The organism is Shewanella sp. SM101, from assembly GCF_025654465.1.
Classification (GTDB): Bacteria; Pseudomonadota; Gammaproteobacteria; order Enterobacterales; family Shewanellaceae; genus Shewanella; species Shewanella oncorhynchi.
Genome location: NZ_JAKKRH010000059.1, coordinates 1 through 24,357, shown reverse-complemented (window position 1 = coordinate 24,357; position 24,357 = coordinate 1). Strand labels below are relative to the sequence as shown.

General features: G+C 45.8%; 22 protein-coding genes and 1 pseudogene. 14 read left to right on the top strand and 9 right to left on the bottom strand.

Features of this window, described 5'->3' with window-relative positions; genetic code table 11:
* The 3 genes and pseudogenes from L5M38_RS21605 to trpR all read left to right on the top strand — a co-directional run.
* The coding region (locus L5M38_RS21605; RefSeq protein ID WP_263146819.1) for an integrase core domain-containing protein at positions 1-238 on the top strand (238 nt) is incomplete at its 5' end.
* A 359-nt stretch (positions 239-597) separates the two neighbouring features.
* Positions 598-936: pseudogene (locus tag L5M38_RS21600) on the top strand (transposase); the annotation flags it as partial.
* A gap of 197 nt (positions 937-1,133) precedes the next feature.
* Positions 1,134-1,409, top strand: coding sequence for a trp operon repressor (gene trpR, locus L5M38_RS21595; RefSeq protein WP_028760799.1), 276 nt, complete (start codon positions 1,134-1,136; stop codon positions 1,407-1,409).
* 64 nt (positions 1,410-1,473) lie between these two features.
* On the opposite strand, the gene L5M38_RS21590 is transcribed toward trpR, so the two are convergent.
* Both L5M38_RS21590 and slyD read right to left on the bottom strand, forming a co-directional pair.
* Positions 1,474-1,845, bottom strand: coding sequence for a hypothetical protein (locus L5M38_RS21590; RefSeq protein WP_028760798.1), 372 nt, complete (start codon positions 1,843-1,845; stop codon positions 1,474-1,476).
* A 225-nt stretch (positions 1,846-2,070) separates the two neighbouring features.
* Entirely contained in the window at positions 2,071-2,727 is a 657-nt protein-coding gene (gene slyD, locus L5M38_RS21585; protein ID WP_028760797.1) for a peptidylprolyl isomerase, read from the bottom strand.
* A 641-nt stretch (positions 2,728-3,368) separates the two neighbouring features.
* Here slyD and thrA point away from each other — a divergent pair.
* The 6 genes from thrA (at position 3,369) to L5M38_RS21555 (ending at position 13,498) form a co-directional block, all read left to right on the top strand.
* A complete protein-coding gene (gene thrA, locus L5M38_RS21580) occupies positions 3,369-5,837 on the top strand; it encodes a bifunctional aspartate kinase/homoserine dehydrogenase I (RefSeq protein ID WP_263167117.1) in 2,469 nt (822 codons plus the stop codon).
* Complete coding sequence (gene thrB / locus L5M38_RS21575) at positions 5,834-6,796, top strand: homoserine kinase (protein WP_263167118.1); 963 nt, start codon at positions 5,834-5,836, stop codon at positions 6,794-6,796. Before thrA ends, thrB begins: the two co-directional genes overlap by 4 nt.
* 71 nt (positions 6,797-6,867) lie before the next feature.
* Positions 6,868-8,151, top strand: a complete 1,284-nt coding sequence (gene thrC / locus L5M38_RS21570) for a threonine synthase (RefSeq protein ID WP_263167119.1) — start codon at positions 6,868-6,870, stop codon at positions 8,149-8,151.
* A gap of 284 nt (positions 8,152-8,435) precedes the next feature.
* The gene (locus L5M38_RS21565) at positions 8,436-8,729 is read left to right on the top strand and encodes a hypothetical protein (RefSeq protein ID WP_028760793.1); all 294 of its coding nucleotides are present in this window, start codon (positions 8,436-8,438) and stop codon (positions 8,727-8,729) included.
* Between the two features lie 280 nt (positions 8,730-9,009).
* Positions 9,010-9,867, top strand: coding sequence for a substrate-binding periplasmic protein (locus L5M38_RS21560; protein WP_263167120.1), 858 nt, complete (start codon positions 9,010-9,012; stop codon positions 9,865-9,867).
* 346 nt (positions 9,868-10,213) lie between these two features.
* The gene (locus L5M38_RS21555) at positions 10,214-13,498 is read left to right on the top strand and encodes a S41 family peptidase (RefSeq protein ID WP_263180274.1); all 3,285 of its coding nucleotides are present in this window, start codon (positions 10,214-10,216) and stop codon (positions 13,496-13,498) included.
* 106 nt (positions 13,499-13,604) lie between these two features.
* Here L5M38_RS21555 and L5M38_RS21550 read toward each other — a convergent pair whose 3' ends face one another.
* From L5M38_RS21550 to L5M38_RS21530, 5 genes are all read right to left on the bottom strand, one after another.
* Positions 13,605-14,045: a hypothetical protein gene (locus L5M38_RS21550; protein ID WP_263180273.1), complete on the bottom strand. Its 441-nt coding sequence runs from the start codon at positions 14,043-14,045 to the stop codon at positions 13,605-13,607.
* Between the two features lie 224 nt (positions 14,046-14,269).
* Positions 14,270-14,707 carry an OsmC family protein gene (locus L5M38_RS21545; RefSeq protein ID WP_028760789.1) on the bottom strand — a complete coding sequence of 146 codons (438 nt, stop codon included), beginning with the start codon at positions 14,705-14,707 and terminating at the stop codon, positions 14,270-14,272.
* 87 nt (positions 14,708-14,794) lie between these two features.
* Positions 14,795-15,145 (bottom strand): DUF3325 domain-containing protein, encoded by a 351-nt coding sequence (locus L5M38_RS21540; RefSeq protein WP_113940646.1) that lies wholly within the window; start codon positions 15,143-15,145, stop codon positions 14,795-14,797.
* Positions 15,142-16,812, bottom strand: coding sequence for a PepSY-associated TM helix domain-containing protein (locus L5M38_RS21535; RefSeq protein WP_263180272.1), 1,671 nt, complete (start codon positions 16,810-16,812; stop codon positions 15,142-15,144). The genes L5M38_RS21540 and L5M38_RS21535 overlap by 4 nt, the downstream gene beginning before the upstream one ends.
* 1 nt (position 16,813) lies before the next feature.
* Positions 16,814-17,188, bottom strand: coding sequence for a DUF3649 domain-containing protein (locus L5M38_RS21530; protein ID WP_131523016.1), 375 nt, complete (start codon positions 17,186-17,188; stop codon positions 16,814-16,816).
* Positions 17,189-17,616: 428 nt separating this feature from the next.
* Between L5M38_RS21530 and L5M38_RS21525 the strand changes: the two genes are divergently transcribed.
* Both L5M38_RS21525 and hpf read left to right on the top strand, forming a co-directional pair.
* On the top strand, positions 17,617-19,185 hold the full coding sequence (locus L5M38_RS21525; RefSeq protein ID WP_173497036.1) for a methyl-accepting chemotaxis protein: 1,569 nt from the start codon (positions 17,617-17,619) through the stop codon (positions 19,183-19,185).
* Between the two features lie 248 nt (positions 19,186-19,433).
* Positions 19,434-19,790 carry a ribosome hibernation-promoting factor, HPF/YfiA family gene (gene hpf, locus L5M38_RS21520; protein ID WP_028760784.1) on the top strand — a complete coding sequence of 119 codons (357 nt, stop codon included), beginning with the start codon at positions 19,434-19,436 and terminating at the stop codon, positions 19,788-19,790.
* A gap of 93 nt (positions 19,791-19,883) precedes the next feature.
* Here hpf and L5M38_RS21515 read toward each other — a convergent pair whose 3' ends face one another.
* The gene (locus tag L5M38_RS21515) at positions 19,884-20,534 is read right to left on the bottom strand and encodes a response regulator transcription factor (protein ID WP_173246072.1); all 651 of its coding nucleotides are present in this window, start codon (positions 20,532-20,534) and stop codon (positions 19,884-19,886) included.
* Between the two features lie 30 nt (positions 20,535-20,564).
* Positions 20,565-21,728, bottom strand: coding sequence for a sensor histidine kinase (locus tag L5M38_RS21510; protein ID WP_263180271.1), 1,164 nt, complete (start codon positions 21,726-21,728; stop codon positions 20,565-20,567).
* A gap of 183 nt (positions 21,729-21,911) precedes the next feature.
* Here L5M38_RS21510 and L5M38_RS21505 point away from each other — a divergent pair, with 183 nt between their 5' ends.
* The 3 genes from L5M38_RS21505 to L5M38_RS21495 all read left to right on the top strand — a co-directional run.
* Complete coding sequence (locus L5M38_RS21505; RefSeq protein ID WP_263180270.1) at positions 21,912-22,406, top strand: DUF2141 domain-containing protein; 495 nt, start codon at positions 21,912-21,914, stop codon at positions 22,404-22,406.
* Between the two features lie 14 nt (positions 22,407-22,420).
* The gene (locus L5M38_RS21500; protein WP_263180269.1) at positions 22,421-24,073 is read left to right on the top strand and encodes a carotenoid oxygenase family protein; all 1,653 of its coding nucleotides are present in this window, start codon (positions 22,421-22,423) and stop codon (positions 24,071-24,073) included.
* 102 nt (positions 24,074-24,175) lie between these two features.
* Positions 24,176-24,357, top strand: a 182-nt coding sequence (locus L5M38_RS21495; protein ID WP_263140309.1) for a transposase domain-containing protein, incomplete at its 3' end; no start/stop codon positions are given.

Here is a 24,357-nt window from a genome sequence, read left to right as displayed (position 1 = left end):
TCGTCGCGGGAATTGTTGGGATAACGCACCAATGGAGCGTTTCTTTAGAAGTTTGAAATCTGAGTGGATACCCGCCAGTGGTTATGGGAATTTTACAGAAGCAGATAAAGAGATCACAAATTACATCACTGGATATTACAGTGAGACCAGACCCCATCAATATAATGGTGGGTTAACGCCAAATGAGTCAGAACGTTTATATTGGAATGACTCTAAAACCGTGGCCAATTTTACTTGACCACTACAAACTTACCAAACTATTCCTTTTTTACCGGTGAGAGAGTTTATGATGGCAAGGGTATCCGTGTCGGCTCTTTAGCATTAACTCAGGCGTGTTATTTGCTGTCTCAATAACAGATTCATTTTAACGGTGATAAGCCGCATACGGGCTCAGGAGGCGATGCTTCGAGTGTATGTCTAAGTTGAATGCACTTATTTTGGAGAAAGGCTTTTGATCATAAAGAATGCGGTTGGTTTTCCGGGAGTTGTTTGAGCCGCTACAAGGTTCAATTATCTTTGCTGATGAGGTAGGTTATTGAAATGGCCCCTTCTATGGGCAAATCAAAGTTATCTTCTAAGAAGGCTGATTCTTTACTCGAATTATCAGAAGGGCAGAAACACGTATTACACACGCTCTCAGCCTAATTGAACATCTGAATCAATCTGAATTAAGTTGATACTGTGATTGCTGATAAAGGTTATGACAGTGATACTTTTTGTGAATTTATCATTAATAAAGGCGAAAAATCAGGTTTTCCAAAGCGCCACTATAAAAATACAGCTCAGCTGAAGGTCGATTGGTGTTTATATCGATTTCGACATTTAGTTGAGAATGCTTTTGGAAGAATTAAACGCTATCGAGCAATATCAAATGGATACGATAAGTTAACGATAAGTTGCGCAAGTATGGTTTCACTGGTGTTTACGTTAATATAGTTACCTATGTATTACTGGACAATGCTTGTACTCTAAAGATCAACAGGCTCTAAAAATATGCGTCTGCATGATATTGATTTCTTCTCGAGCGGTTCACTAATAGGGAATTATTTGATTTTTTATTCTAATTCAGGTGGTTTGAGTTAAATCTGTTAGACTGCTAATGTAATGCTTGAACAGTACTTATGAGGGTGATTATGCGAGCTAACTGGGATCTAGTATTAGAAAAAATTTTGAGCCACAGCAATTATGAAGATCTTTCTGTGTTGTTTCATTTACTGTTAACCGAAGAAGAACGTAGTGCCGTTGCCGGACGTTTGAAGGTCTTTCAATTGCTGTTAGACGGGGAAATGAGTCAAAGGCATATCGCTGCGGAATATGAAGTCAGTATTGCAACGATTACACGTTGTTCTAATTATTTGAAGAATATGTCTTCTGAGCATAGGGCGAAAGTTCAAAAATTAATTGGTTAGTGTTCATGTGGATACAACTCTTGTGAATATCATCTGCTCCTACTGTGGTGAATAGAACTAAGCCTTAAGGCGTGATGGGAAGCTTATGACGACGATAGAGGGAACGACGAACCAGAATGTATAAGCCGTAGCTGAGTAAACAGATAGCCAGAATTGGGTAAAGATCCTTGGGAAGGAATTTAAAGATAGCCAGCGCCGCTAAGAGATAGATAAAAGGTAGAAAGTTATAAATTATCTCGGGAAGATAACCCGATTTACGCCGCTTAGCCGAGTCTGTTCGACGGTTTTGAGAACGCATAACGTAGATCCTCGCACCTAATACAAATACCACAGTTGCCGCTATCAAGGCATAGTTGATGTCGAGTGCAATAAAACTCGAACTACCGAGCGCCATATAGCCAAAAGGCAAAATTTCGTAAAGTGGTTTGGTTAACATAAGCACTCCGTCGCTTAACTTAGGTTGATATCAATATCTAATTGAAAATATTCATATAAAATTTGAATATTTCAATTTACCAGTCAGTTATTTATCTATTACGAATATTATAAACGCTTGTGTATAAAAAATGCACGACCTTAAATTAAGGGCGTGCATTTTAAAAGGTTAAACCATGGCAGTTTAATCACTTACGGATAAACAACTTCTCGTATCAGGCTTTGTTTAGCCGCGGCAACCACAGCCGCCATTGCCGTCACAGCCTGTTTTAGGTGTGTCACAGGCTTCGTGCTCTTCATGGTGGTGTCCATGATCGTGGTCTGAACCACCACAACAGCCGCCCGCTTCTTGTTTGCCTGAACCGCCACAGCATCCACCGCCGTGGTCGTGATCATGTCCATGGCTTCCACAACCACCTTGGGCATGAATGTGGCCATGAGCGATTTCTTCGGCTGAGGCTTCACGAACGTCAACGATTTCGACGCTGAAATTGAGCGATTGGCCCGCTAAAGGATGGTTGCCATCGACGATAACCACATCGTCTTTCACTTCCATGACTTGAACTGGGCGCTGACCCATTTCAGTTTCAGCGATGAAGCGCATACCTGGGACGATATCTTCGATATCACCAAAGGCTTCTAATGGCACGGCTTGACGTAGGCCATCGTGATAAGGCCCATAGGCTTCTTCGGCGCTAATAGTGACATCGAGTTTTTCGCCTTTGCTTTTACCATCTAATGCGGCTTCTAAACCTGGGATCAGGTTTTCAGTGCCGTGTAGATATAGCATAGGTTCAGAGTCGAAAGAGTCTTCTAATAGTCTGCCTTCTTGATCTGATAAACGGTAATGAATGGTTACCGCGCTGTGTTGAGTGATCTTCATATCGCCTCCAATTCGTAATGTGCGCGCATAATAACGTGCTTTTTTAGTGCTGGCGATAATTTGAAGTGGCTTATGTTAGATATCGCACAGGTTTTTTTTAGGCAAATTTGTCGGTGCTTTACGGTAGAAAGGATGAGTAATGTGATTTTTGCTCGTTAGCCTGTCAATTTAGCCTGAGTGATGAGTTAGAACAAATAACGCATTACTTGAAAATGTATTATAAATAATTATATTAAAAACAAGTGATTATCTAATGGTTTCCGTGCCGCATTACGTTGACGTTAACAGTTATCTATTGCGTAAATCGCATTTTTACCCCTAGAAAACTTCATATTAACGAATCTTGATGCAGTATTTTATCGAGCGTTAATATTTGCCTATAAATAATCCATTTTAGGGGTTGACAAGCGCGGGTAAAAAAAGCAATTCTGTTTATCAAGAAATTAACATGGATTAGCCCAAACACATGCATAGCCTAGGTTTCGTAGTAACTACCATTATTACAACCACCACTACAACAACAGTGGGGGCGGGCTGATACACCCTAAAGAATTTTAACGATGAGCCCGCTTCCCACAAAGAAGCGGGCTTTTTTGTTTCTAGCTCTTATTTCTAAGTCGGGCGCGGTACAGGAGAACAAGATGAAAGTAATGAAATTTGGTGGTACCTCGCTTGCAAATTGGCAGCGATTCTCGATGGCGGCGGATATCGTTGCTAAGTCATCTAAGCTTGAACCCATAGCCACAGTGCTATCGGCCCCAGCGACTGTGACAAATGCGTTACTAGAAATGGTTGATGTAGCAGTTAAAGGTGAAGATTATTCGTCTGTGCTGCAGCATGTTGAGCGGGTATTTACCTCGCTATACCAAGATGCTGTTACTTCAATGTTGTCGAGTGAGCAGAGTGAACAGCTCTTTTCTGGACTTAATGCGCAGCTGGTAATTTGGCAGGATAGATTACGTGGCATTAGCTTACTGCAAGAGTGTCCTGATGGCATACGTGCTGAAATCGTGGTGGCAGGTGAGCGTTTATCTGCAGCCTTGATGGAACAAGTGATGCTATCTAAGGGGATCACGTCTGCTCAACTCGATCCTCGCGTCTTGTTTCTGGGTCGTGGTCGGCCGTTAGAATCCGTGGTCGATATCGCTGTGAGTAAGCCAAGGTTTCGTGCGTTGGCATTAGGTGAAAAGCGCGTATGGGTAATGCCGGGATTCACCGCCGCCGATGAACAGGGCAAAGTGGTGACGTTAGGCCGTAATGGTTCTGACTATTCTGCTGCCGTGCTCGCCGCCTGTTTAGATGCTTCGAGCTGTGAAATCTGGACCGATGTTGACGGTGTTTATAATACCGATCCCCGTGTGGTTGCCGATGCTAAGCTGTTATCACAACTCAGCTATCAAGAGGCGATGGAACTCTCCTATTTTGGCGCTAAGGTGCTGCATCCTAAGACGATTGCGCCTATCGCCCAGTTCCATATTCCCTGTTATATCAAAAACAGTTTTAACCCCGATGCGCCCGGCACTCTGGTATCAAACCAAGCCGATGAAACCGGCTTGCAGGTTAAAGCTATCTCCAACTTAGATAACCAGACCATGTTCGATATTTCAGGCCCTGGCATGAAAGGCATGGTTGGCATGGCGAGCCGTACTCTCGCGGCGATTTCCCGCAGCGGCGTGTCAGTGTCTTTAATCACCCAAAGCTCCTCTGAATACAGTATTAGTTTCTGTGTGGCGACGTCTGACTCGGCCAAAGTGAAATGGGCCTTAGAGCAAGAGTTTGAATTAGAAATAAAAAGTGACTTGCTTGAACCTATTGCTATGCGTCATGAGCTCGCCATCGTTTCTTTGATTGGTGATGGCATGCGCACTCACAAAGGGGTGGCAGCGCGTTTCTTCCAAGCGTTAGCGCAGGCGAGCGTGAACATTATCGCCATTGCCCAAGGATCATCCGAGCGGTCGATTTCGACTGTGATCGAGCAGCGTAAGACTAAGCATGCGGTGGCGGCTTGTCATCAAGGCTTTTTCGATGTGCAGCAGTATTTAGATGTGTTTTTAGTGGGTTGCGGCAATGTAGGGGCAGGCCTGCTCGAGCAGATAAAACAACAGTCTGCCATGCTCAAAGAGCAGCACATCAGTATCCGTGTTTGCGGCATAGTGAATTCGAACAAGATGTTACTCGACAGCGCAGGCATCGATTTAAGCAACTGGTCTAGCTTGCTTGCCGATAGCCAGCAAGCTTGTGATATCCCAGCATTACTCGCATGGGCAAAAGAGCAACAATTGCTTAATCCAGTGCTGGTGGATTGCACCTCGAGCGAGCAAGTATCGGATCTGTATTTGGATGTGATGAACTCAGGTTTGCATGTTGTCACGCCGAACAAAAAGTCGAACACTCGCGATTATGCTTATTATCAAGCACTGCGCCAAACGGCATTAAAACAGCGTCGCCAATTCTTATACGAAACCACAGTCGGTGCGGGTTTACCTGTGATCGATAACCTGAAAAAACTGTTATTTGCGGGTGACAAACTGCATAAGTTTAACGGTATTTTATCGGGCTCTTTATCCTTTATCTTCGGCATGCTCGATGAAGGCATGACACTTTCTGAAGCAACTGGTCTTGCGCGGGAAAAATGTTTTACTGAGCCCGATCCCCGTGATGATTTGAGTGGTATGGATGTGGCGCGTAAAGTGCTCATTCTTGCCCGTGAAGTGGGACTAAAGTTAGAGCTCAGTGACGTGCAGGTTGAATCTGTATTGCCAGCCGAGTTTGATGATTCAGGTGATGTTGAAAGCTTTATGGCACGATTACCGCAAGTTGATGCCGCAATTGCCGCAAAAGTGGCGCAGGCCAAAGCCCAAGGTAAAGTGCTGCGTTATGTTGGGCAAATTGAGGATGGTGTGTGCCGTGTGCGTATCGCCGAAGTGGATGCACAGGATCCGCTTTATAGCGTTAAAGGCGGTGAAAATGCCTTGGCGTTCTATAGCCGCTATTATCAGCCCATTCCCTTTGTGCTACGCGGCTATGGCGCAGGGACTGAAGTGACCGCTGCTGGTGCCTTTGCCGATGTATTAAGAACCTTGAATTGGACTCGTGAGGTGAGTGTATGAGTTTGACCGTTTACGCTCCAGCCTCTATGGGTAACGTAGGAGTCGGATTTGATTTACTCGGTGCAGCATTAGCGCCGATTGATGGTAGTTTACTGGGCGATAGAGTGACTATCGCCGCAGCAGCGTCGGGTGTGAGTCTTATGCAAACCGGCGCTTGGGCCCATAAACTGCCTGAAAATCCGCAAGACAATATTGTGTACCAATGTGCCGAATTCTTCTTAACAGCCATGAGTAAGGAGTTTTTAACTGCGCAGGGTAAAGCAGATGAAGGTGTGGCACTCACACTGGAAAAGAACCTGCCCGTCGGCAGTGGTTTAGGGTCGAGTGCAAGCTCAGTCGTGGCGGCGTTATATGCCTTGAATGAACATTTTGACAGACCCTATAACGAGCAAGCACTGCTGGAACTGATGGGCGAGTTTGAAGGGAAGATCAGCGGTAGTGTGCACTATGACAACGTTGCCCCCTGTTATTTGGGCGGCATGCAATTGATGCTCAATGTGCCGGGCACAGTTTGCGAAGCAATACCCAGCTTTAAAGAATGGTATTGGGTTGTGGCCTATCCAGGGATTTCACTCTCAACGGCAATGATGCGCAAACTCATGCCTGATCAATATGATAAAAGTGTCACTATCGATTTTGGCCGTTATTTAAGCGCCTTTGTGCATGCGTCTTACCAGCAGAATGCCAAGCTTGCGATCAGCGTATTAAAGGATGTGTTAGCCGAGCCCTATCGCGCCGCCGCGATCCCGGGTTACGACAAGGCCAGAGCCGCTTTAGCCGATTTAGGCATGTTGACTACGGGGATTTCGGGCAGCGGCCCAACGCTGTTTTCGATTACCGATGATTTAGCCACGGCAAATACCGCTAAAGCTTGGTTAGAACAGCATTATCTTACCGAGGTGGGTGGCTTTGCCCACGTGTGTCGCCTCGATGAGCAAGGCACGCGTAGAGTCGATTAATAGTTAATTTAGCTAAGACTAAGTACCCCAAATTAGCATTTAAGGTTTAGCATCAAAAGGTTGAGTTGAGCATGGAACTATATAATTTAAAACACCCTTCGCAGAAAGTGAGCTTTAAAGAAGCGGTACAGCTGGGGTTAGGTAAAGACAGAGGTTTGTTCTTTCCTAGTCAAATACCCGTATTAGACGATATTGAAGGGCTGCTGGCGTTGCCATTCGTTGAGCGCAGTAAAAAAGTACTCGGCGCATGGCTTGCCTCTGAGTTAGGCCAAGATGCGGTCGATAAATTAGTTGAGCGTGCCTTTAACTTCGATTTACCTTTGGTTGCCGTCGATGAGCAGCGCGCTTGCCTCGAATTATTCCACGGTCCAACACTGGCGTTTAAAGATTTTGGGGCGCGTTTTATGGCGCAATGCGTTAATGCTTTTGTGGGCGACACGCGCTTAACCATTTTGACTGCGACCTCGGGCGACACTGGCGCCGCGGTTGCCGATGCTTTTTATGGGCTTGAGAAAGTCAATGTGGTGGTGCTCTATCCTAAGGGCAAGATCAGTGAACTACAGGAAAAGATGTTCACGACTTTGGGCAAAAATATCCATACAGTTGCCGTCTCGTCCGATTTTGATGCCTGCCAAGATCTGGTTAAGCGCGCCTTTGATGATCCCGAAGTCCGCGATGGGTTGAGCTTAAACTCGGCAAATTCTATCAACATCAGCCGCTTACTCGCGCAAATTTGCTATTACTTTGAAGCGGTTGCCCAGTCTAAACAACGCCATGAAGCCGATCCTGTGATTTCAGTGCCAAGTGGTAACTTTGGCAACCTCACCGCAGGTTTATTCGCTAAAGCGATGGGATTACCAGTTAAACGCTTTATTGCCGCGACCAATGCCAACGATACAGTGCCGCGTTATTTAGACAATGGTCAATGGCAGCCCAATCCGACTCAAGCGACTATGTCCAATGCCATGGATGTGAGTGAACCCAGTAACTGGCCGCGTGTGGAAGCCATTTGTGAGAAATTAGGCTGGCCACTGAGTAGCTTAGTGGGTATTCGCTTATCGGAGGAACAAACGTCACAGGCATTAGCTGAGTTACACGCTCAAGGTTATGTGTCTGAGCCCCACGCGGCGATTGCGGCTAAGGCCTTATCTTTAACCTTAGTGCCCGATGAAGTGGGCATATTCTTGGGGACGGCGCATCCCGCTAAATTTAAGGATGTTGTGGATAGAGAATTAACGCTTAACTTACCCTTGCCGCCTGAGCTTGAAGCTGTTGCGAGTAAGCCCATCTTATCCGCGGAATTAGCGGCAGATTTTGCTGCATTAAAAGTGCATTTATTCAAAATATTAGCTTAAGGGCTTTAGCCCTACTGATGTCTGCCTAGCAGTGGAATAACATGGCGTAAAAGCAGGAAGGGAGCTTGGCTCCCTTTTTTTACAAGTGTGAGTTTTATGGCGAGGAATTGATGAGCTTGTGTTACCAGTGAACATAAAACAACCCTTAGTTAACTACATGATATTTAATTAATATTTGTAACTTTCTGTATTATCCTTGGTTTCTTATATGTGACATTGTTCACAATTTTATCTATTGCAATTAGTTATGTTCACCCGCGTGTTTAATCTGTGGGTTAATTGATTTGTCTAAATTTTTTCTGTTAAGTACATGTTTTTGCGTTTTAATATCTGGATGTGCGACCAAGCAGCATGAACTATATCGTCGCATTAACGTGGCCTACGATTTTGAAGTCACCCACTGCGATAGTTTTGCTTTAGTTACTGGGGTGAGCCGCCATGAAAACCGGCTTGATGAAGCTAAAGAGTCCGCCACGGCTCAGGGTGAGGAATTGGGGGGGACACACATAGTTTGGTTACAAGTCGATATGGGGGATCCCACTAAAGTTGTTGCTATTATTTATAAGTGTCTGATTTAAATTTATAAAACTTTATTTTATTTCCTGCGTTCAGGCTTAGCCTTTATCGCAGCATAGTGAGTCGTTTAGATCTCACTCTTGGCTGTTGTGCTTTTTTGTTATAATTCCTCGCCCTTTTTTAGGCTAATTACTGTGATCTCGCCGGTGTTTATGGCGCGCTATCTAAGTGACAACTACGCTTACTGAGGTAGAACTCCCTCGCGGAAGTCTGACGCTGAATCGTTATACTTCATCTTAATCAAGAGAGGATCATCAACTTAAGAGGCAAGTAACTTAGCCTATGCCATGGTTTAAATACGTTCCTGTCTTATTTATGTTTTTTTTAGTCTTGCCCGCTGTAAGTGCGTCGCAGGTCAATAGCCCTTTACCTTGTAAGAACACGATTAAAGTCGGTTACAACGATTGGCCTCCCTATGCTTGGCAAGATCCTCAAGGAGAAGCCCAAGGTTTAGATGTGGATCTGATGCGGGCATTTGCAGTGTATCTTGGTTGTGAAGTTCATTTTATTAATGTGCCCGCTAAGCGCTCGCATCAGATGTTGCGAGCAGGACAGTTAGATGTGTTGATGGGAGCGACTATGACGGATGAACGTCAAAACTATGCTCTTTTTTCAACCTATTACCGGGATGAAGAGCTGCGCTTATTTGTACTTTATGAGCAAAAAGATCAGATTAATATCGATAAATGGGAGGACATTTTTACCCAAAAATTGCGTCTACTTGTCCCTTCTAGCGGTTGGTATGGTGCAGATTATCAAGAATCTCAATATCGATTAGAGCAGGAGCACTTGTTAGTATTAAGTCCCGACTCAGATAAGTCTGTGCAAATGCTTATCTACGGTAGGGGAGATATGATCGTCGGAGATACCTTAGCTATGCCCTATATCGCCAGCCAGCATCAACGCATCAAGCTAGTGCCACTTAAGTTAGTGTTAGATCAAAACCATATTCATTTAATGTTCAGTAAAGCGAGTATCAAGACAAGCCAGTTAGAGCAGTTTAATCATGCGATTAAGGCATTGATGGATAACGGTGAAATTGCACGAGTGATCAATAAATGGCAACAAATGACACTGGCGAAACAGTCTAATATGAGCCGCCTAAACAGTCCGCTAAAGACGCTGTATGTCAGCCCTTAACATTAGCCCTTCACGTTAGCCACTCATGTCCGACTCTGGTATATTTTTACCCTAGTGCAATATGGTAACGCTATGATCTTTGATGTTTTCCTCTAAAGAATCTTGTCTTTTATTCAGTTGCTCCTCCGCGATTTAAGATGTGACACATTTGCTAAAACTTCTCTGACTTGAAGTTACTGAACTCTCTATCAAATTCTGCTAGCTTGTTGGGCTCAATTGTCATGCTTTGGACTTGATTGTGGTTTTTTACAAAAGCCCATGGCAAGAATTTCTTCGCTAAATCTGCTAGCAAAATCTCGTAGTAAAGAGTCTATTGCTAAAAATAACAATAGGATAGAGGTCATACATGAAACTTCGCCATTCTGTCGCCTGCTGTATGCTTGCCCTAGGCACATTAACAGCGTTCCAAACCATCGCTGCCGATGCGGTGAGCAATCAAGGGTATTACCGTGCGCCAGCGTTGCACGATCAAACCTTAGTCTTTACTGCAGAAGGGGATTTATGGACTCAGGCCTTAGGTCAAAAAGCGGCTACTCGCTTAACGAGTTTACCTGCGGAAGAGCTAGGGGCGACTATTTCGGCCGACGGTAAGTGGGTTGCTTATGTTGCCAACTATGAAGGCGCGAGCGAAGTGTATGTGATCCCCATTACGGGCGGTGTGGCTAAACGGGTGAGTTTTGAGAATAGCCGTGTACGAGTTCAGGGCTGGACTGCCAAAGGCGAGATTTTATATTCCACCGACACGGGCTTTGGTCCTGCTAATAATTGGATACTGCGCAGCGTCGATCCTCAAACCCTCACCACCACAGATTTACCCTTAGCCGATGCAGTTGAAGGTGTGATTGATGATCGCAACGAATACGTGTACTTCACCCGCTTTGGTCTGCAAGTGACTGGCGATAATGCCAAAGTGTACCGTGGCGGCGCAAAAGGTGAATTATGGCGCTTTAAACTTGGCAGCAAAATCGAAGCACAGTTGCTTAGCGGCCAACACGACGGCTCAGTGCGCCAACCTATGCTATGGCAGGACAGACTCTATTTTATCAGCGACAGCGATGGCAACGACAACCTCTGGTCGATGGCGCTCGATGGTTCAGATGCAAAACAGTTGACTCAATTTAAAGATTGGCAAGTCCGCGGTGCGCGGATGGACCAAGGCAAAGTGGTATTCCAGTTAGGTGCGGATATCCATGTGTTTGATATTGCGGCCGCTAAAGACTCGTTACTCAATATTGAACTCATTTCCGATTTTGCCGAGCGCCGTGAGCATTGGGTGACAGATCCTATGGATTACGCTTCTTCGACTAATTTTGCCCCCGCTGGCGATAAAGTGGTGATTACCGCCCGCAGCCACGTGGCGATCGCGGGTGTTGATGGATCGCGTTTAGTTCAAGTTGCACTGCCGGGGACTTATCGCGTAAGGGAAGCTGTGTTGAGCCAAGATGGCAAGTCGGTTTATGCGATTAGCGACATGACAGGTCAGCAGGAAATTTGGCAATTCCCTGCTGATGGCAGCAGTGGCGCTAAACAGTTAACCAAAGACGGTCATACTTTAAGAATGAGTCTTAATTTGTCCAGTGACGGTCGATTTATCGCCCATGACGATAACGATGGTAACGTTTGGCTGCTCGACTTAAAGAAAAATACCAATCAAAAAATCATCACTAACGGCGAGGGACTTGGGCCTTACGCCGATATCCGCTGGTCCGGTGACAGCCGTTTTATTGCATTAACTAAGTCGGAAATCGGTAAACAACGTCCGCAAATCATCCTTTATTCTGTGGATGAAAATAAGGCCGAGACGCTCACAAGCGACAAATACGAGTCCTATTCGCCAACCTTCAGCAGTGACGGCCAGTGGTTATATTTCCTATCGAATCGCCAATTCAGCGCAACACCAAGTTCACCTTGGGGCGATAGAAACATGGGTCCTGTGTTTGATAAACGCAGCCAAATTTTTGCCATCGCACTGGTCAAAAATGCCAAATTCCCCTTTAGTAAACCCAATGAACTCGAATCGAATCAAGTTGAAAAAACCGATGCTAAGGATAAACCGAGTCCAGTAAAAATCGATTGGGCAGGGATCTCTCAGCGTTTATGGCAAGTGCCTGTCGATTCAGGCAATTACAGTAAGCTGCGCGTCGTCGATGATAGACTTTATTTGTTAGATCAAGCTATTGGCGACGATGTCGCCCCTAATTTGATGACCATCAAATTTGACCGATTAAGCCCCAAAGCCGAGGTTTTTGCCGAGGACATTGGCCAATATGAGGTTTCTGCCGATGGTAAAAAGCTGATGCTACGTAAGCACAGTGATGAAAAATCACTCCTGATTGTTGACGGCGGTGATAAATTAGGCGATACGGATAATGCCAAAGTGCAAACGGAACAATGGCAGCTAGCGATTTCTCCGCAGCTTGAATGGCAGCAAATGTTTGAAGATGCGTGGTTGATGCACCGAGAATCTTTCTTCGACAAGAAGATGCGTGGCCTCGATTGGCAAGCGACCAAGGCTAAGTATCAGCCTTTGCTCGATCGCCTGACCGATCGTAACGAACTGAATGACATCTTCATGCAAATGATGGGCGAGTTAGATTCTTTGCACTCACAGGTGCGCGGTGGTGACATACCTCAAGATCCCGATGCGGCTAAAGCGGCAAGCCTTGGCGCGCGCCTACAACAAACTGCAGATGGCGTTAAAATCGCGCACATTTACAGTAACGATCCTGAGTTACCGGCTAATGCTTCACCGTTAAATCGTATCGAAGTCGATGCTAAAGAAGGCGATATGCTGTTGGCTATTAATGGCACGCCTGTGGTGAATGTGGCCGACGTCACGCGTCTTCTGCGCAATCAACAGGATAAGCAAGTATTACTACAGCTTAAGCGTGGTAGCCAAACCCATAAAACCATCGTCATGCCCGTTAGCGCTGTGGTGGACAGTCAATTACGTTACTTAGATTGGGTGAGCCATAACGCGGCTGTGGTCGAGGATGCAAGTCAGGGCAAGATGGGTTATTTGCACTTATATGCCATGGGCGGTGGTGATATTGAAAGTTTCGCCCGTGAGTTTTATGCCAACTACGATAAAGAGGGTTTGATTATCGATGTTCGCCGTAACCGCGGTGGCAATATTGACAGTTGGATTATCGAGAAGTTACTACGCCGCGCTTGGGCGTTTTGGCAACCGACCCACGGCACGCCAAACACCAATATGCAACAAACCTTCCGCGGTCATTTAGTGGTGTTAACCGATGAACTGACCTATTCCGACGGCGAAACCTTCTCCGCAGGGATTAAAGCACTCGGTATTGCGCCCTTAATTGGTAAGCAAACGGCAGGTGCGGGTGTGTGGTTATCTGGGCGAAATGCGTTGACCGATAAAGGGATGGCGCGGGTGGCCGAGTATCCACAGTATGCAATGGATGGCCGCTGGGTGCTTGAAGGCCATGGCGTAACGCCGGATATTGAAGTCGATAACTTACCTTTTGCTACCTTTAATGGCAAAGATGCGCAGCTTGAAACTGCAATAAGTTATTTAAAGGATGAGTTGGTTAAACAGCCAATCCCAGCCTTAAAAGTGCAACCTTTGCCTGTAAAAGGTATGGCACAGGATATGAAAGCTAAGTAATTGATATTTAAATTCAGTATTTAACCGAAATTTAAGGTATCTCGGCTAGCATGTCCGCGTACAAAGTTAGGGTGTTGTCTCTTGGTTCCCGAGACAACACCCATTTTTATGCCCATTCATTAATACTTCTATTCCCATTTTTACTTGTTTCCGCATAGGTTTGCATAGTGTTCACTTGCTGTTGTTGGGCAAGGTGATTAACTGTCATTGCTCTCGCGTCTTCGTTATGGCTTAGATAATAGGCCGTTGGCGCTGAAATCCCTTGGCTCGTTCCTGTCGCTAAATTGGTCATGTCGGCGATCACTTGATACTTCATCTTCGCGTGTTTCAATTCGACTAAGGTTTCTATGTTATCCATCAGTGCTGGCATTTCTGCTGGTTTTTGCGCATTCGCCGCCAATTGTTTTGCATCGCTAGAAAGCGTTACTGTATCAGTTGACGCGGGTGCGCTGGTTTGAACGGCATTGTTAACTTGTGCAAATTCAGTAGTGGAGACATTTTTTTGTGGGCTGACAGACGGGGAATTTCGCAGTGGTTGAATGTGCATCTTTTAACTCCAACAGATGATACCAAGCTAAGATTGGCTCATATCGTACTGTTTAAAAGCTGGACCTGAGCTGAATAATGGTGAAAAGTTAGACTATGTGGATGGTTAGGTGGCGCGGATAATTCGATGATAGCAATGATTCAGACAGGTATTGAGTTACGGTGCGGCAATAAAAAAGCCCGCTTAGGAAAACCATCAGCGGGCCATAAAGATCTGCTCAAATCCTAAAACTTGATTTGAATATCTGTTGCTAAACTATTAGCGATAAAGCAATTTGCATGTGCTTTCTCGTGAATTTTCTCAAGGGTTTCTTGGCTGACTTCGACCCCTTCAGCGAAAATGACCTTAGGATTGAGCACCATCTTTGTCACGGCCAACTTGCCCGCCTCGTTTTTACCCAGCTCTGCAGTGGCATTATCCACATAGGAGGTTACAGGTAAGCGCTTAAGATGCGCAATTGCTAGAAAGGTCAACATATGGCATGAGGATAATGCAGCTAACAGGCTTTCCTCTGGATTGACATTTTGCCCATTGCCTTTGTATTCCGGTGCCGACGAGGCTTGAATCGTCTGGCCGCTGCCAAAGGTAATACTGTGGTCTCGACAAAATTCGCCTTCTTCGGCGGGCGAGGTTTGCCAGTTAACCGTTAAGTTAAAGCCCATTATTTTCTCCTATCTGAAGGACATCAGGGCACTATAGCCTAGCGGTGCTCACTTAGCCATGATCGCCATGCCAGTGTTAGCTGGACATTAGATCCCAGCACTCAGTAATAGAGTGCCAGTGAGCACGCTGCCAGTGACGATTCCTATCGGTAAATGGCGCGGGCTGTAGCTTAACGTTAGGATGACCAGCATTGCCGCGAGGGAAATTATTCCCATAAACAAAATGCTCCCGTAGGCCCAGCCCTGATCGCTCGCGCAGGCACTTAAGCTAAATGCTAGTAGTAACCAAGCAAACAAGGTTAGCAAACGACTTTGCCATTGTGCTGGTGGACGATTGAACACATCCTTGAAGTGACCAAATTTAGCTAAGGCAAACAGGGCGAGGGAAAGATAACTCAAACCTAAGATCCCAAGTAGGGGAATAAATTCTGGCATCATGATTTGGCTTCCTCCAATGAAGATGACGAACTAAGGTCGCTGGCAAGGGATGTTTGGGATTCGCTTCTAGGTGCATTTTTTGCTTTTGCTGGGCGTTTAGCGGGGGCCTTAGCAATCAAAGTCACTCTTTTACTGGCAAATAGCATAGCGCCACCAAGTAGCACTGCGAGCACGTCAAATCCGACTAAAGCCCATTGGTGGGATTGGATATTGTCGATGATATTGCTTGGTGATGTGAAGGCATTGAGCACGGGCAGCGCACAGCACAAGGTCCCTGTGAGTCGTAATGCGGTTTGCCACTGGCGACGTGAACGACCCAAGAAAGCCCAAACTCCCATTGCCGCTAACGCGAGAAAGAAACTGTGAACTTCCCATTCAGAGCGGCTTGCAAAACTTGTCGATAAGAGACGATTGGCGTAAAAGAAGGCTACAGTGCCTAAGGGTAGTCCTAAGATAAACATGAAGTTTAACCCTTCAACTAAACGTAATCCAAAGCTTGGTTTCTCGCCTTTATCGATCAATTTTTGCTGTTTTTGACGTAGACGAATGGCCCACATCAAAGTGCCTGTCGCGATCATAGCGCAGCCTAATAAACCGCAGAAAAAGAATAAAAATCTTAGCAGCGGGGCGGCAAAACGTGCCGTGTGCAGCGACATCATAGTATCGTAAGTCGCGGAGGCTCCTGAGGCTTCGTGCGGGCTGGTATATTTAAGCTCACCATTTACCCCGTTGAATATCAAAATATTGGCTTCATCGGTCACATCTTTACCTGTGTTTTGGTAAAAGGTCACTTGGCTATTTTGATCTTTAGGGTATGACACTATCACTTGCTTAATTGGCGCATCGCCCCATGCGGCTTTCACTTGAGGTAATAATTGGCTTAGTTGCACCTGTGGCGCACTAATCCCTGCAGCTTTCTCGGTTTGTCTGGCGGGATTAAGTTCTTTTAAAAAAGCTTGGTTATCACCCGAATAGGCGGTATTAACCGTCCATGGGATATAGATAAGCATTAGGGTAATAAGCCCTGTATAAGTGATCATCAAATGATAGGGCAGGGCGATGACAGAGCTCACATTGTGCGCGTCTAGCCAAGAGCGAGCGCCTTTATCCCGTCTAAAACTGAACAAATCTTTGAAGATCCGTTTGTGGATCACTATGCCACTGATAAGGGCGATCAGCATAAACATAGTGCAAACGCCGACGATATAACGCGCTGTAATAGCGGACATATAGTGCAAGTCAAAGTGCAGACGATAGAAGAAATCACCGCCGCGACTCTCACGCACTTCAGAGATCATGCCGCTGCCATCTGCTAAGGCTACATGTTCTTCAGTCTTGCCACGACGCTGACCTTTTTCTGGTGGCAGTTGCCAGCTAACGCTTTGAAAGGGGGTTCGTTCAGTTGGAAAACCTATCATCCAGCGCTGCGCTGTTGCCGGCGAATGCGCTTCTATGTAACTTTGACCTTTATCTAATTGGTTTTCGAGTGTATCGGCTCGGTAGTCTTGATAAACCCCTTTGTGTAATTCGGGTTCATTCCAAAGGCTGATCTCATGGCGAAAATAACTCAAGCTACCCGCAAAAAAGATCAACAATAATACCCAACATACCAGCAAGCCTGCCCAGGTATGTAGCCAAGATAAAGTTCTAAAAAATGTCTCTTTCATCTTATTGCCCACATACCTTGATCAATCCAAAACATAACAAACTCACTAAGCCTAAATCTCGCCACGCATGCCAGGTTTTACGCACACAAAAGGCATAAATAATAGCAATGGCATAAAACAGGAAAGCTAACATATTGGCTGTTATCGTGCTTTCAAAGCGCGGCATAGGTAGCACTAATGTCAGCAGGCAAGCCAAGGTTGCTGCCGCAACATAACCCGCCAGTAGAGCGGCACTCGCACGCGCAAAGACTTTGAAGGCAAACTGCGATTGCTCTTGCTTAAACCATTGCACAATTCCCCGCGAAATCAGCGAGAACGAGCGCATTTGAGTTGTAGAAGATTGCGTTGAGGTTTCAAACGCGGGTGTATTAGACATAAGTGCCACTTCTCATTTCGAGCCAATATGGGTCTGTTATGGCTATCCGTTACTGTTGATTCTGCAAAGTGTGCTTGAGCTTTTTGGCTTAACGACGAATGCATTTCTATAGCAGTAGATAGCTAACCGCGAGAAGTATAACTTAGTTAATTCAAATGATAAACGATATCATTTAGATTCGAATGTGAATTTGTGATCTTAAGCTGATCTGCTTTAGCGAGTGTAGGGTGGCGAGTTTAACGTATGTAGCGTAACGAGCGCTCTGTCACAATTGTTTGTTTTTATTTGTTGATATGTGTTTAGTGGTTACTGCTTGTTTAGCATTAGGTTAATTTTTATGCTGCCAATGTGAGCTTTATCAATTTTGATAGACGACGGTTTTGGCAGAATGCGTTATCTTTTTTACCGAGACCTAGCCTGATAACCCTATGCATAAAAATTCTACAAATGGTGAAACACACCTGTCAGATAATGCGATTTTACTATCAACGACGGATCTGAAGGGAAATATTAAATATGTGAATCAGACCTTTTCGCAGATCAGTGGGTTTAGTGTTGCTGAGTTGCAAGGGAATCCACATAACATAGTGCGCCATCAAGATATGCCTGCGGCTGCATTTAAGATCCTCTGGGAGCGAATTAAGCAGGGCAAGCCTTGGATGGGGATAGTTAAAAATCGCACCAAAACGGGCGGCTATTATTGGGTGAATGCCTACGTCGCGCCAGTGTATGAAGATGGTAAAGTTCATGAGTATCAATCTGTTCGTCGCCAAGCTACCCCTGAGCAGATTAAAGCCGCTGAGAGTATTTACCGTGATATTAATCAGGGCAAGCAACCTAAAGTGTTGCGTAAAGATAGGTTAGGTTTCAGTGGCAAAATACTGCTGGCCATGTTGGTTTCGATTACGGCTACGGCGATAATTGCCAGTTATTCCCCCATAGTTGCCGCGATGGTGGGAATGAGTCTCGCGTGCCTAGCATGGTATTACCTGATGCAGCCGCTGCAAAAGCTTGTGTCTATGGCAACTAACATTATTGACGATCCCGTCGCTACGGGCGTGTACACCGGCCGCCAAGATGAGATCGGTAAATTAGACCTCGCCCTACGTTTTTTGATCACTGAAATTGGTGGCGTTGTTGGCCGTATGGCTGATTCTGCCAGTGAGATCCAAGCACAAAGTGTCAGCCTTAAACAAACCATTACAAACACTTGGGAGCACGCCGATAGTCAGAGTGAACAAACCACGCAAGCTGCGACTGCGATGGAGCAGATGAGTGCCAGTTTTGCTGAAGTAACGGGAAACATTCATCGCACTGCCTCGGAAATGGTGTCGAGCCATGAGGCGGCTCAACGCGGTCATTCACGTTTAGAAACAGTTATTGATGCGATACATCAGTTAAGTGTACAAGTGAGCCACTTTTCCGATGTTGTACAAGCTATTGAACAAGATAGCCGTGCGATTCACCAAGTGCTCGAAGTCATACGTGCTATTGCCGACCAAACAAACTTATTAGCCTTAAATGCGGCAATTGAAGCGGCGCGGGCAGGGGAGAGTGGTCGTGGTTTTGCCGTGGTGGCCGATGAGGTCAGGCAGTTATCGAGCCGTACTAGCCAATCCACCTCGCAAATCGAGTTAATTGTTAGCCGTTTTAGGGAAAGCACTCAAAGGGCGACCTCGACCATGATGGCAGGGCAGGAACAGGTAAAACGTTCGGTAAGCTTAGCGCAAGATGCGAGTGTGGCTTTTGGCGAGTTGCTTTCATCTATTTCGCGAATTAATTCTTTGAGTGATGATAATGCGGCGGCGATGACGCAGCAGACTTCGGTGGCCGCAGAAATTAGCCGAGCTATCCATGTGATCAGCGACTTGGCTCAGCAGAGTTTAGAGCAGACGCTCGATGCGGCGGCGCGGGGTGATCAAGTGTCGCGTTTATCGACCAAGACGCATCATTTGTCCCAACAGTTTTGGCAGCAGAGTGTGCAACGTAAATATTAAGCGTATTTACCTTATGTCGTATTGCATTTTGTGATTGATTTATTATTAATGCCTGTTTATAAATCAATCACTTAATCATGTTTTTCTCGCTGTTTTATTTTTGACTTCTTGATGGAGGTCACATTTAGGAGATGCTAATACCTGAGTTGACCGAAATATTTGCCAATAACCCTTGTGTTTTATCCTGCATGCCCCAAGCTCTATTAGTGAAGCAAAAATAAAAGTAATGACACTAAAAGGGACAACCTATGAAAATAAATATTTCTGGTCACCACGTCGATGTTACTGATTCTATTAGAGAAGATGTTAACGAAAAATTTGCAAAAATCGCCACCCATTTCCCCTCTCTGATCGCACTGGACATTATTATTGCGAAAGAGCATGGCGAGTATCAGGTTGAGCTTCGTACGAATTATGAAGGAAGCCGTATTTCTGCTTCAGGTACCGATGAGGTTATGTACCCAGCAATCAAAGCAGCATCGAAAAAATTAGATGCAGCACTTAAGCACCGTAAAGGTCAGTTAAAAGCGGATTTGCATGAAACCCCGAGCTGTACAACGCCAGCTATTGCCCATGAAATTATCCAAGAGATGGATCTTCGTTAGGTTTTAGCTATAACTCATCGCTTTAGATGAGCACAAAAAGGGCCTTAAATGGCCCTTTTTGTTGGCAATCGGGTTTGGTTTAATGCTAATGGGTTAAATCAATGCCAGTTGTAATCCCTTGAGCACAGCTTGGGTACGGTCTCGGCAATCGAGTTTAGTGAGTATGTTAGAGACATGATTCTTCACTGTGCCCTCGGCTAAAAATACCGCATTGGCGATTTCCTTGTTGGAGAAGCCGCCCGCCATAAAACTGAGAATTTCCCGCTCCCGTTCCGACAATAATTCATTTCTAGTTACCCCAACGCTAGGTGCAGGTTTAGGCTCACTCATCTGTTTGAGTACCGAAGGCTCTATCAAGTAGCCGCCTTTGGCGACGGTTTCGATGGCGTGCAGTAACTTGTCGAGTGACACGTCCTTGAGCAAAAAGCCGTTGGCTCCCGCCTGTAAACTATTGAGGAATAACTCACTGTCGTCGAAGGTGGTTAACATGATGACAGGTAAGCGATTGGCACTTTGCCGTATCTGTTTGAGCATGGCGATACCATCAAGATTTGGCATACGGATATCACTGAGCAGCACATCGACGGGATTGCTGGCAAGCTTTTTGAGTGCATCTTGACCGTCTTCGGCTTGCCATAACACGCGAATGTTGTCGGAAATAGCGAGCAGGCTAGCGATCCCTTGGCGAACCAATTGCTGATCTTCCACTAAACCGACACTGATGATGTTGTTTTGCATATCCATAGCTATTCCAAAGATTTTTTTAATAAAAAGTTAAGCGAGTGCTGGGAGTGTGAGGGTGAGTTGGCAACCGGACGCCGAGTCATTTGCCCTTAACTCCAAGGTGCCATTAAAGGGTTGTAGCCTTTCCTGCATGCCGCCGAGCCCAGTACCGAACTGTCCAGTGCCGCTTTTAGCTGATGCGTTTCGCGCAGCTCCCCGTGTTAGCCCAACGCCGTTGTCGCTCAGTTGTAATACCAGTGCGCTTTGGGAGTCTTCCATGCTCAGTTGCAGTTGATTCGCCTTGCCGTGACGTACGGCGTTGCTGATGCCTTCTTGCAGCACTAACAGTAGTGCCTGAGTCAGTTCGGCTGATTGCAGTGGCTTCATCCCTTTGCAGTGAAGAGTCACGCTGGGTAAGCGGGTCATCAGTGCCTCTAAAGGTGGGACTAAATCCAATCCCACTTGCACTCTTTGAGCCCTGACGACGGCGCGAATACTTTCAAGTAGCTCTTTAGCTAAGGATTTACTTTGATTGACTTGAGGTTTGAGCTCCTCGGGCGCTGTATGGCTTAGTACTTCCAATTGCAGGGAAAGCGCTGTGAGTTGGTGGCCGAGAATGTCGTGCAAATCGCGTGATATCCTTAATCTTTCTTGCTGTTCGCTGGCTTGGCTCAGCAGCGCGCGAGTGGCAATAAGCTGTTGGTTTAGCTGTTCTTGTATCAAACGTGATTTACGTTCAGAAAGCCTTGCTTGGCTACTGCTGTAGGCAAAGAATTGAAAACCAAGATAAATCAAAATATTGAACACATTGCTTTGTTCATGCAATTGCCATTGCTGCAGTAGGTAATAAACAACATTGACCAACACTAGCTGTGAAATGGCTTGGCGACGACTAAAAAACTCAGGCAACAGTGACGCCCAAATGACGAAGAGGATAGGCAGTAATGCGTTGTTTGCTGTGAGCATTAAGCTCATCACGGTCAACGGCATCACTAGCGTGGTTATGCGGCGAAGTTGAATATTATTATGCGCAACTTTATCGGTAGCTATCAGTATAAATTGCACTAAATACAGCCCATAAAGTGTTACATTGAGCATGCCTTGCCATGTATGTAATGCGGCTTGGTTTATCCCAACCCAAGCGACTAATGCCCAAGTGAGCACTCCAGCGGCAATCAACATGTTTTCTTCTTTCGCTAATCGATTTTCTAGCACGAATGTCTATTCCTTAATCCAATTCTGCCGACCATTCTAGGGTATCACCGCCAGATGTCACTATGCCAAAAGTCATGTTGTTATCATTTTGTTTCATGACTTTTGGCACCTGTTTTTCGTCTTGTGATTTTTTAAGCTAACTCCATCGCAGTTACTTATGAGCGCAAATAACAGGAGTAAGACATGAAACACGTGAACTCGGCTATGACAAAAACACAGTTTTCCCAAGCTAATAAGACGAAAAGGGCGTTATCAGCGATTTGGGGCGCAGGCTTAGCTTGCTTGCTCTTGTCTGCAGCGAGCATTTCCACGGGGATTCAGGCACATACCTTGACTGTCGATATCGATAATATTCAAGTACAAACCGGCGCCTTGATGGTTGAGCTTTATGCCAATGCCGAGGATTACGCTGCAGGCCATAATCCTAGCGCTTCTATGATAAAACCCGTCACTAAGACAGAGCATAGGCTGGTATTTAGCGAACTCGTATATGGCCAATATGCGGTCAAGGTCTTTCACGATGAAAACGGTAATCACAGCTTAGATACCAATATGTTAGGTGTGCCGAGTGAAGGCTATGGCTTTAGCAATAACGCCGGCAGCTTTGGGCCTGCGAGCTTTAAAGACGCCAGCTTTAGTTTGCAGGCCGATGCGCAAATCACTATACACATTCGCTAAGAGGGGGCTGCACCATGGATAGACGTCAATTTTTAGCAGGCTCAGCCGTCCTAATGACGACCGCTGTTTGGGCCAGTTCAGTGGATAAGTTATTGGCGCTGGATAGCGCACAAAAGGTCGCACGTGAGCCTTGGGCGATTGGATTTAGTGGTGCTGAAGGCGACTATCCGCCACTCACTATGCAGGTTTCGGGTGAGTGGCCAGCGCAGTTGAGTGGGAATCTATATCGTAATGGGCCAGCGAAAATGTCTCGGGCAGGTAAGGCATATCAGCATTGGTTCGATGGCGATGGCATGGTGCAACAGTTTAGTGTGAGCAATGGGCAAATTCAGCATCAGGCTAAGTTTATCCAAACAAAGAAGTTTAAAGTGGAAGAGGCCGCTGGCGCGTTTAAGTACACGACCGCAGGCACAGTGATCCCCAATGCTTTACCTATTCGAAATAACGATGACTTGAATGTGGCCAATACCAGTTTATTGCCGCGCTACGGCGAGTTGCTCGCTTTATGGGAGGCGGGTTCACCCTATCGACTTGATGCCCAGACCTTAACCACGCTTGGCGTGAAAAGCTTTGGTGACAAGTTTAAGGGCTTGCCCTTTTCTGCTCACCCGCTCGATGACGGACAAGGTGGACTATGGAATTTTGGTGTCTGGTATGTCGGTGGTGAGAAGCAATTACTTGTGTATCAAGTGGCGCCCGATGACAGCATAGCCAGAATGGAAGTGATTGAATTACCACAGGCGAGTTACTTACATGCCTTCGCGCAGAGTGAGAATAAGCTGGTGTTTTACATTTCATCCTGCGTGTATGAAGAGGGCGAAACTTATATTGATGCTTTTAAATGGCGCCCCGAATTGCCATCGCAATTACTGGTTATCGACAAAGCCGACTTTAAAGCGCGGCAGTTACACCAACTGCCTGCGGGATTTGTGTTTCACTTTGGTCAAGCCATTGAGAAGAATGACGAACTTTCTGTGCAGCTTTGCCTCTACCCCAATTCAGCTATTTTAACCCAAGGGATGAAGGGGTTACTGACGGGGGAGCGTAAAACTAAGACACCCCATGCAGAGTTAGTGACTATCACAGTACCGCTCACAGCAGCTAGCAAAGCGCAGTTTGCAGAGACCTTGTCTTCCTCTGCACGTATTAACCGCAGCGGCGTGATGATGGAGTTTCCCCAGTTTTCGCAGTACATTATGGGTAAAAAACAAACTAGCGGTGAAAAAACGTTTGCAGAGAAAACAGGCGGGGCTTCGGCGTTTGCTCCGTTATTTGGCGTTGGAGCAAGATCAGATTCAGCTGTTAACTCTGGCTCCAGCTCTAACTTTAAATATGAAGCAGAAGCCGAATCTGAATCAGGGCTAAGTAACACTCTGTATTGTATTCATAATGCAAAAGACAGCAGCAAGCACAGTGCGGATACACTTGGCGACGCGAGCTATAGCGAGTTTTATCTTGGCAAAGGCAAAATTGCCGAAGAGCCGCTCTATATCCCCGCCACTGAGCAGCACGAAGCCTATTTACTGATGACTTGGCTCGATTACCATAATGCACAGTCTGGTTTGTCTTTGTTTCGTGCCAGTGATATCAGTGCGGGCCCCATCGCTTCAGCTCAAATGAACAGGGTATTGCCACTAGGGTTTCATGGCTGCTTTATTGAAGCTTAATATTTTGATCTATAAATAAAAAACGCAGCTCTTGGCTAATGCCGATCAGTTAAGACAGATTGCTTGACGATCTCGCTGAAAAGATCAAAATCCGATGACCTCATGTCATCGGATTTTTTTATGCAACTCTCAGAAGCTCTCGCGCGCACTCATATTACCCGCCTAACCGAATTCACCTGCTTAGCTGATGTGTTAGAACCCGAGTTAATTCAATCCTGTTTAGACTCTCAGGGCGTTGCGACGCTAAGACGGCGTAAATTACCCATGGATGCAATGATTTGGGC